Origin of the sequence: Mesobacillus persicus (assembly GCF_900109925.1) — a bacterium.
GTDB lineage: Bacteria > Bacillota > Bacilli > Bacillales > Cytobacillaceae > Mesobacillus_B > Mesobacillus_B persicus.
In genome coordinates this window covers 1-9,719 of sequence record NZ_FOBW01000035.1, presented here as the reverse complement: position 1 = coordinate 9,719, position 9,719 = coordinate 1, and the positions used below count along the sequence as shown (strand labels likewise).

Sequence of the window (9,719 nt, the reverse complement as noted above, 5' to 3'; positions counted from 1 at the left end):
AAAGATGATCAGGTTGATAGGTCAGAGGTGGAAGCGCGGTGACGTGTGGAGCTGACTGATACTAATCGATCGAGGACTTAACCTTATAAAGTTAAGGAAGATATGAATGACTTTACCTTCTGATTACATTATCTAGTTTTGAGGGAACAAGATATTTTGCGTAAGCAAAATAATCACCCTTAATTAAATAGTCTGGTGGCGATAGCGAGAAGGTCACACCCGTTCCCATGCCGAACACGGAAGTTAAGCTTCTCAGCGCCGATGGTAGTTGGGGGTTTCCCCCTGTGAGAGTAGGACGTTGCCAGGCACTTTAAAACAACCAAACTTTTGGTTGTTTTTTTATTTATGTCCGACAGGACAGACTACTAAGTGAAAGTAAATTAAAGCGCAGAAACCTGAGGGTTGTCAGGACCAAGGAGGTCGAGGAAGCTCAGGATCGAGGCCCGGAACGTACGATGTACGTGAGGACTGGAGAGCCTGAAGCTGACGAAGAGATTGTCTAGCTCCAGCGCCCAGCCCCTCGAGTCATAAGCCAATCCAATCGCTTCGGAAGGGAATAACGCCCTCTGTTAGCGCTTGTCTTATGTTTGTCGGGGCTGTTCGAGGCGTTTCCGTAAATTAAAACACATGATAAATAGCAAGGGGGCATTCCCTTGCTATTTATCATGTGTTTTAAAACCGTTTCCTCCTTCTTGGTAGTGTTTTTGTGTAGGCTATGAATCTTAATAAGCGGAGAATTTTCGGTTAATGATCTAGAGGAAGCTGAAAAAGCGAAAATAAGCGGAAGATTTACGGTTAAAAGCTCTAAATAAGACAAAACTAAAAGATTTGGTTAATATAAGCGGAAAAACTCCGCTTAATATAAGCGGAAAAACTCCGCTTAATATAAGGGAAATATGGTTATTTCCCAATTTAGCCGGAATTCTTCCGTTTATTTTTCATACCCTTTCAAAATCATCTCCAAGATAAAGCAGAGACGAACCTATAGTAATCAATCTGCAAGTGAAAATGTAGGATATTTGCTGCGGTACGGTGGCTTTTGCTCCCCCACATTTTAAAAGATAAATCGCACTATAATTTCCCCAAAATAATGATTGAGATCCTTTTATAACAATAAAAATAGACCTCCAAATTACCATTCAATTTGAAGGTCATTTTGCATTGCGTTTTTAATGTTTGTGATAGGAAACGTCTGTTATGTTGAAATGCAGTTCTTTTTGCCTTGTTGGTTATTTTCTAAAATAAAAATCAGTTGGAAGGAATTGGTTTTTATGGTCGGACAAAACAGACAGTTCGCTAGAAATCCTCGGTTATGAACCTGGAATCTATTTTGACTTTTATTGATATTGCTCCAAGACAGTAAAAAAGTTAATAACGAATTGATAAAAAGTCCTATCAGAAGGTGCGATTTCCCTAGTTTTTGGAATAATGATTCCTACTGTTCTTGTTACCTGTGGATCAGTGACTGGTATCTTAACAGTGAAACGAGGAACAGAATCAGATATTGTACTATCTGGTAAGAGAGTCGTTCCAATTCCTGCTGATACTAGTCCTTTTAAGGCATCCATATCTTCCCCTTCCGAAGCGATGTTAGGACTGAAGCCGGCCTGTTTGCATGCATCTACAACGATTTGTTGGAGGACATAGCCTTTAGGGAATAACGCAAAATCATCGGTTCTTAAGTCGGTTAATGCTATCCTTTTGCTTTTTGCCAAAGGGTGGCTAATGTGCACAAGTGCAGAGAGCTTTTCTGTAAATAATGTAGTTCCTTGAATGCCTGGCTCATTTGTAGGGACGGGTCCTAGGAAGGCCAGGTCTAGATCTCCACTTTTTACGGCTTCAATTAAAGAAGCATAAGACCCTTGCCGTAAATGAAAGGTAATTTTGGGATTATCCTCCCTGAATGCAGATATGACTGTTGGAAGTAGGTGGCTAGCTAAGCTTGTAGGATAGCCAACTTTAATCGTACCTTGTTCGGGATCTAAATATTCTTTGACATTTTGCTTAGCATTGTCCAACTCCTTCAAGGCTTTATTTACATGAACGAGAAAGCTTCTTCCAATTTGTGTTAGCTTCACATTTCTTCCAACTCTCTCAAATAATGATACACCTAGCTCATCTTCAAGTTTGGAGATTTGTAGGCTTACGGCCGACTGAGCAACATGCAAATGGACCGCAGCTTCCGTTACGTGTTCGCGTTTCGCTACCTCTACAAAGTATTGTAATTGTCTTAATTCCATTTGTATCCTCCGTAATCATATTGAAACAAGAATGATTTTATACTAATTATATATTGTTTTATATCAATCTGAAAACTTACAATATTAATCAAGTGGAAAAAACGGAAAATACGGGGGAGATAGTTATGAGTTTTCAACAAATACCAAAAGCACAAGGTCTCTACCGTCCTGAATTCGAACATGACGCATGTGGTATTGGCTTATACGCTCATATAAAAGGGAACGCTACACATGAGATTGTGAAAAAGGGACTGGAAATGCTTTGCCAACTCGATCATAGGGGTGGACAGGGAAGTGATCCGCTAACAGGGGATGGAGCCGGTTTAATGGTACAGCTTCCAGACGCATTCTTTCGCAAAGAGTGTCTAGAGATGACCTTACCCAAACAGGGGCGTTATGGTGTTGGGATGCTATTTTTTTCAAGCGACGACCCAAGTAGAAAAGATATCGAGTCCTATATTCAACAATTAGTTGAACAACAGGGACAGATTGTACTTGGCTGGAGAACTGTGCCAGTTGATATCAGAAAAATCGGAAAAAAAGCACAAGAATCAGCCCCCATCATTCGTCAATTGTTCGTTGGTGCACAGGAGGATATTTCGGATGATTTATCCTTTGAACGTCATTTATATATTGTTAGAAAACAGGCCGAGCATTGGGGCGAGAAGGCGAGGAAGTCCTTTTATTTCGCTAGCTTCTCGAGTAGGACAATTGTTTATAAGGGGTTATTAACCCCTGAACAGGTGGATGCTTTCTACCTGGATTTACAAGATACAAGTTTTGTTTCTGCGTTTGCCTTAGTACATTCTCGTTTTAGTACAAATACATTCCCAAGCTGGGAACGGGCACATCCAAACCGTTATTTAATTCATAATGGGGAAATTAACACACTTCGTGGAAATATGAATTGGATGAAAGCTCGTGAAAAGCAATTTGTTTCAGAGGCGTTTGGCAAAGATTTAGAAAAGGTTATACCTGTTCTAGATGCAAATGGAAGTGATTCATCGATTTTAGATAATGCCCTTGAATTCTTAGTGTTAGCAGGACGTAAACCAGCACATGCCGCAAGGATGCTTATACCAGAGCCATGGGCCAGAAATCCTTATATGTCAAAGGAAAATCGAGCTTTTTATGAGTATCATAGTACAATGATGGAGCCGTGGGATGGTCCAACCGCGATTTCGTTTACGGACGGGAAGCAAATCGGGGCAATCTTAGACCGCAATGGTCTACGTCCTGCTCGTTATTATGTAACGAAAGATGATTACATTATTTTCTCATCTGAAGTAGGGGTCATTGACGTTGAGCCCGAGAATATCGTATTTAAGGATCGTTTGAGTCCTGGTAAAATGCTTTTAATTGATTTAGAAGAAGGGCGTATCATCTCTGATGAGGAGATTAAAGCTGAACTAACTAGTGAATACCCATATGAACAATGGCTTTTTGAACAGCTTGTTAGATTAAAAGACTTAAAGATGAACTACGAAGAAGAAAAAGTATCTGACCTTACTGTGCGCCAAAAAGCTTTTGGATACACCTATGAAGATATAAATAAATACTTAATTCCAATAATCAGTGAAGGGAAAGATCCACTTGGATCGATGGGGAATGATAGTCCGCTAGCCATTCTATCGGATAAGCCACAGTCCTTGTTTAATTATTTTAAACAATTATTTGCCCAAGTGACAAATCCACCAATCGACGCTATCCGTGAGGAAATTGTTACATCTACTGTTTCATATTTAGGAAGGGAAGGAAACCTTCTCCACCCAAATGAAGAGAATTGTCAGCGACTTCAGCTTGAGACACCAATTTTATCAAATACCCAGTTAGCTCTTTTAAAATCAAACTTATTAAAAGGTTTTAAGAGTATAGTCATAGACAGTTTATTTTCGGAAGATTTGGAAATCTCGATTGAACGGATTTGTTGTGAGGCTGAAGAAGCCATCTCTAGAGGGGCTAGCATCATTATTCTTTCAGATAAAAACTTGAGTAAAGAAAAAAGAGCAGTCCCTGTGTTGCTAGCTGCAAGTGCTCTCCATCAGCATCTCGTTCGTAACGGACAACGTATAAAAGCAAGCCTTGTTGTAGAATCAGCTGAAGTTCGAGAAGTCCACCACTTTTCTGCATTAATTGGCTATGGTGTCGACGCTATTAATCCTTATCTGGCTTTTGCAACATATAAGCAGGCGATAGAAGAAGGGAAACTTGCTTTCGATTACGATACAGTCGTTGATAAATATATAAAAGGAATCACGGAGGGTGTCGTTAAAGTAATGTCCAAAATGGGCATCTCCACTGTACAAAGTTATCGTGGAGCTCAAATCTTTGAAGCGGTTGGAATCAGCCACAAAGTAATTGATCGTTATTTTACTGGAACGGCATCACAACTTGGTGGAATTGATCTTAAAACCATCGCAAAGGAAACAAAGCTGATTCATGATAAAGCTTTTACAGATCGTGACTTAACGCTTGAATCAGGGAGTGACTTTCAGTGGCGTAAAACAGGAGAGCATCATGCCTTTAATCCAAAAACGATACACACTTTACAATGGGCAACACGGAAGAATGACTATAAGCTATTCAAACAATTTTCAAAAGCAGCCGATGAAGAAAGAATTGGCTTCCTCCGCAATTTATTTGCATTTAATTCATCTCGGCAAGCAATTCCAGTCGATGAAGTGGAATCAGTTGACTCGATTGTTAAACGGTTTAAAACCGGTGCAATGTCGTTTGGCTCATTAAGTAAAGAGGCTCATGAGACACTGGCGATTGCGATGAATCGTTTAGGAGGTAAAAGTAATAGTGGTGAAGGTGGCGAAGACCCAAGCCGATTTAATCTAGATGAAAATGGTGACTTGCGCGGTAGTTCCATTAAACAAATTGCTTCTGGGCGCTTTGGTGTGAAAAGTCATTATTTAGTTCATGCTGATGAATTACAAATTAAAATGGCACAAGGAGCAAAGCCAGGGGAAGGTGGTCAGCTACCGGGGAACAAGGTTTACCCATGGGTTGCGGATGTCCGTGGTTCAACCCCAGGGGTCGGGCTTATTTCACCACCTCCGCATCATGATATCTATTCAATTGAGGATTTAGCTCAACTGATCCATGATTTAAAAAATGCCAATAGGGACGCAAGAATAAGCGTAAAACTAGTTTCAAAGGCTGGAGTTGGAACGATTGCTGCTGGTGTCGCCAAAGGTGCTGCAGATGTAATTGTGATTAGTGGTTATGACGGAGGAACAGGTGCCTCTCCTAAAACAAGTATCAAACATACAGGGCTTCCTTGGGAGCTAGGTCTTGCTGAAGCCCATCAAACACTGATGTTGAACGGACTGCGTAATCGAGTGGTGTTGGAGACAGATGGAAAGTTAATGACAGGGAAAGATATTGTCATGGCTGCTTTGTTCGGAGCCGAAGAGTTTGCATTTGCGACTGCGCCTCTCGTTGTTCTCGGGTGTGTCATGATGAGAGCTTGTCATTTAGACACTTGCCCAGTGGGTGTTGCCACACAGAATCCTGAGCTTCGGAAAAATTTTGCAGGAGAAGCTGATTATATTGTGAACTATATGCGATTTGTTGCAGAAGAAGTTCGCGAAATTATGGCTGAACTTGGATTCAGAACGGTCGATGCTATGGTGGGACGAACAGATGTGTTATTGGTCGGTGAACGTGCAAAAGCCCATTGGAAGGCGAAGCATCTAGACTTATCTACGCTGTTATACCAACCAAAAGGAGAACGGACCTTCCGTGTTCCGCAAAATCATAAAATTGAAGAATCACTTGATATTCAAAAATTACTACCTGCCGTGCAAGAGGCATTGATAAATCAAACTCCAGTTGATCTTCATTTTCGAATTACAAATGTAAATCGGGTAGTTGGAACTGTAGTTGGAAGTGAAATTTCAAAACTCTATGGAGAAAATGGCTTGCCAGAGGATACAATCACCCTCCGCTTTACTGGTTCAGCTGGGCAAAGCTTTGGTGCCTTTGTACCTAAAGGCATGACATTATTATTAACTGGTGATGTGAATGATTACCTCGGGAAAGGTTTATCTGGAGGGAAGTTAGCTGTTAAAGCTCACGAGCCTTCAAAGCTGTACTCAGCTGGAAATGTCATCGCTGGAAACGTTGCCTTCTATGGAGCAACAAGTGGTGAGGCATATATCAGCGGTCGTGCTGGAGAACGGTTTGCAGTACGGAATAGTGGAGCGAATTTAGTTGTTGAAGGAATTGGTGATCATGGCTGTGAATATATGACTGGTGGCCGTGTTGTTATTTTAGGTGATGTTGGGAAAAATTTCGCTGCTGGCATGTCTGGTGGAATTGCCTACGTTTTAGCAGATAAATATGATGAATTTAAAGATACATGCAATCTGGATATGGTTCAGCTAGAAAAATTAACTGAAGAACACGAAAAGAACGAGGTTAAAGAATTGGTGAAAAACCACTTGCGGTATACCAACAGTGCCAAAGCAAATTATGTGCTCGAGAACTGGGAGAAGGTAGCGAAACAAATTGTTAAAATCATTCCAAATGATTTTAAACGGATGGTAGGAAAGATTCAGGAACAAAAGACGGCTGGATTATCGGAAGAAGCAGCAATCATGCGTGCCTTCGAGGCAAACGCCAAGCAAAAAAAACAAATACAACAACCAGAACCGTTAGTACAGTAAGAAAGGGGAGAGGAAGATGGGGAAAACAACAGGATTTATGGAATATACTCGTGAAAAGGTAAATGAACGAAAACCTCTTTCCCGTATAAACGACTGGAAAGAATATTCCGCTCCTTTATCTAATGAAGCTTTAAAAAAACAAGGGGCAAGATGTATGGATTGTGGTACACCTTTCTGCCATATGGGCATGGAGCTAGAAGGAAGCACTACAGGTTGTCCAATTCATAATCTTATCCCAGAATGGAATGATCTAGTTTACCACGGTCGGTGGAAAGAGGCGCTTGAACGGTTGCTTAAAACAAACAATTTCCCTGAATTCACAGGGCGGGTTTGCCCCGCACCTTGTGAGGGTTCCTGTACATTAGCAATTACCGACCCTGCTGTTGCAATTAAAAGCATTGAGAGAACCATCATCGATAAGGGGTTTGAAAACGGCTGGATTACTCCTCGAATTCCAGGGAAAAGGACAGGGAAGAAAATTGCGGTAATCGGGTCTGGCCCTGCAGGATTGGCCAGTGCTGATCAACTCAACCAAGCAGGACACTCTGTAACCATTTATGAACGGGCCGACCGTCCTGGCGGTTTGCTGATGTACGGGATTCCCAATATGAAGCTAGAAAAAGAGGTTGTCGAACGTCGAATTAGGCTTTTAACTCAAGAGGGAATTGATTTTGTAACCAATACAGAAGTCGGCAAAGATATTACCGCAGAAGAGTTACGTAAAAATTATGATGCTGTGATCCTTTGTACAGGGGCTCAAAAACAGCGCGATTTACAGATTGATGGGCGCGAAGTAAAGGGAGTTCATTTTGCGATGAACTATTTAACAGAATCAACAAAGAGCCTTCTAGATTCCGATTTTAAAGACAAGGAGTTTATTGATACGGAAGGCAAAGACGTCATTGTCATTGGGGGCGGGGACACTGGGGCGGACTGTGTAGCAACTGCAATCCGACAGAAGTGTAGAAGCGTTGTTCAATTCGGAAAACATCCGCAACTACCTGCGGCAAGGACTTCTGAAAATTTGTGGCCGGCCTATCCAAATGTATTTACATTAGAATATGCTTATGAAGAAGCGGATGCAAAATTCGGTGGAGATCCTCGCCAATATTCAATTCAAACAAAGAAAATTGTTTCTAATGAAAATGGTGAAGTAGTAGAACTCCATACGATTCAAATGGAGAAATACAAAGGCGAGGACGGCAATTACTATTTTAAAGAAATCCAAGGTACAGAAAAAGTTTGGCCAGCGCAACATGTGTTTATTGCGATTGGTTTTGAGGGTACAGAGCAATCGTTGCTAAACCAATTTCAAGTGGAAACGAACAATAATAAAGTAAAGGCAACTTATGGTGAATATAAAACCAATGTTGAAGGAGTCTTTGCCGCAGGGGATGCTAGAAGAGGTCAAAGTCTAATCGTCTGGGCAATTAACGAAGGACGTGAAGCTGCTAGAGAAGTAGATCGATTCTTAATGGGAAGTACAGTCTTATCATAGTTAACAAGCCTGAATCTATTCATTTTAGATTCGGGCTTTTGTGATTGAGTATTCTCTTTTTATTGTCGGTGTTTTAGGAATTATCGTATAATTTAGTTGTGAGTAAACTTAAAGGAGGGGATTTCTATGACAGGAGCAATTGCCGTAGTGATGGTTTTTTCGATTCCGATTGTCGCCATTTTAACAAATCATTTTCAAAAACAGACCAAGATGAAACGGGATATGATTAAAGACGAAATGGAACTTGAAAAGTTAAAACATCAAAATTTTTTAATTGAAACCGAAAAAATGAGGCTAGAATTAGAGCGGATGAAAGTCGAACAAGGGGAGAATTTAAATAATTTCTAGACCGTATGCGCAGTGGGTGTCTGGTGTTCAAAATATTTTCTTGAAATAGTGTTGACGAATGTTAGTTTTCGTTATATATTATAAATCTGCTGTTTGAGAGCAGCTGTTAGAATTATATCGATAAAATATTTTACAAGAATTTTTTCTTGATATATTCATATCGATGTGTTAAGATAGATTTTGTCGCTGTTGAGTGACTTAGATGTAAATTGTTCTTTGAAAACTAAACAAACAAGCGTCAACAAACAATATTTATCATGTTTCTTCTATATTATAGAAAAACATGAGCCAACGTTATATTTTATGAGCTAATCACTCTTTATTGGAGAGTTTGATCCTGGCTCAGGACGAACGCTGGCGGCGTGCCTAATACATGCAAGTCGAGCGGACTGATGGGAGCTTGCTCCCTGATGTTAGCGGCGGACGGGTGAGTAACACGTGGGCAACCTGCCTGTAAGACTGGGATAACTCCGGGAAACCGGGGCTAATACCGGATAATTCTTGTCCTCCCATGAGGACAAGCTGAAAGACGGTTACGGCTGTCACTTACAGATGGGCCCGCGGCGCATTAGCTAGTTGGTGAGGTAATGGCTCACCAAGGCCACGATGCGTAGCCGACCTGAGAGGGTGATCGGCCACACTGGGACTGAGACACGGCCCAGACTCCTACGGGAGGCAGCAGTAGGGAATCTTCCGCAATGGACGAAAGTCTGACGGAGCAACGCCGCGTGAGCGATGAAGGCCTTCGGGTCGTAAAGCTCTGTTGTTAGGGAAGAATGAGTATCGGATTAACTGCCGGTACCTTGCCGGTACCTAACCAGAAAGCCACGGCTAACTACGTGCCAGCAGCCGCGGTAATACGTAGGTGGCAAGCGTTGTCCGGAATTATTGGGCGTAAAGCGCGCGCAGGTGGTTCCTTAAGTCTGATGTGAAAGCCCACGGCTCAACCGTGGAGGG

At 41.5% G+C, this 9,719-nt stretch carries 4 protein-coding genes and 3 rRNA genes; 6 read left to right on the top strand and 1 reads right to left on the bottom strand.

From position 1 onward, the window contains the following. Positions 1–85: ribosomal RNA gene (locus BMX30_RS22965) — 23S ribosomal RNA — on the top strand; the annotation flags it as partial. A 106-nt stretch (positions 86–191) separates the two neighbouring features. Beyond that, positions 192–307, top strand: a 5S ribosomal RNA gene (gene rrf, locus BMX30_RS22960). Between the two features lie 1,030 nt (positions 308–1,337). On the opposite strand, the gene gltC is transcribed toward rrf, so the two are convergent. After that, the gene (gene gltC, locus BMX30_RS22955) at positions 1,338–2,240 is read right to left on the bottom strand and encodes a glutamate biosynthesis transcriptional regulator GltC (protein WP_090750654.1); all 903 of its coding nucleotides are present in this window, start codon (positions 2,238–2,240) and stop codon (positions 1,338–1,340) included. Between the two features lie 125 nt (positions 2,241–2,365). Between gltC and gltB the strand changes: the two genes are divergently transcribed. The 4 genes from gltB to BMX30_RS22935 all read left to right on the top strand — a co-directional run. After that, positions 2,366–6,916: a glutamate synthase large subunit gene (gltB, locus tag BMX30_RS22950; protein ID WP_090750652.1), complete on the top strand. Its 4,551-nt coding sequence runs from the start codon at positions 2,366–2,368 to the stop codon at positions 6,914–6,916. Positions 6,917–6,932: 16 nt separating this feature from the next. Beyond that, positions 6,933–8,414 (top strand): glutamate synthase small subunit, encoded by a 1,482-nt coding sequence (gene gltD / locus BMX30_RS22945; RefSeq protein ID WP_090750650.1) that lies wholly within the window; start codon positions 6,933–6,935, stop codon positions 8,412–8,414. 126 nt (positions 8,415–8,540) lie between these two features. Continuing rightward, entirely contained in the window at positions 8,541–8,762 is a 222-nt protein-coding gene (locus tag BMX30_RS22940) for a hypothetical protein (RefSeq protein WP_090750648.1), read from the top strand. A 319-nt stretch (positions 8,763–9,081) separates the two neighbouring features. After that, a 16S ribosomal RNA gene (locus tag BMX30_RS22935) occupies positions 9,082–9,719 on the top strand; the annotation flags it as partial.

What these genes read in the sequence shown, in the direction of transcription:
- gltB (WP_090750652.1), top strand. Translation starts at nt 2,366, where the DNA reads ATGAGTTTTCAACAAATACCAAAAGCACAAGGTCTCTACCGTCCTGAA.
- gltC (WP_090750654.1), bottom strand. Translation starts at nt 2,240, where the DNA reads ATGGAATTAAGACAATTACAATACTTTGTAGAGGTAGCGAAACGCGAA.
- BMX30_RS22940 (WP_090750648.1), top strand. Translation starts at nt 8,541, where the DNA reads ATGACAGGAGCAATTGCCGTAGTGATGGTTTTTTCGATTCCGATTGTC.
- gltD (WP_090750650.1), top strand. Translation starts at nt 6,933, where the DNA reads ATGGGGAAAACAACAGGATTTATGGAATATACTCGTGAAAAGGTAAAT.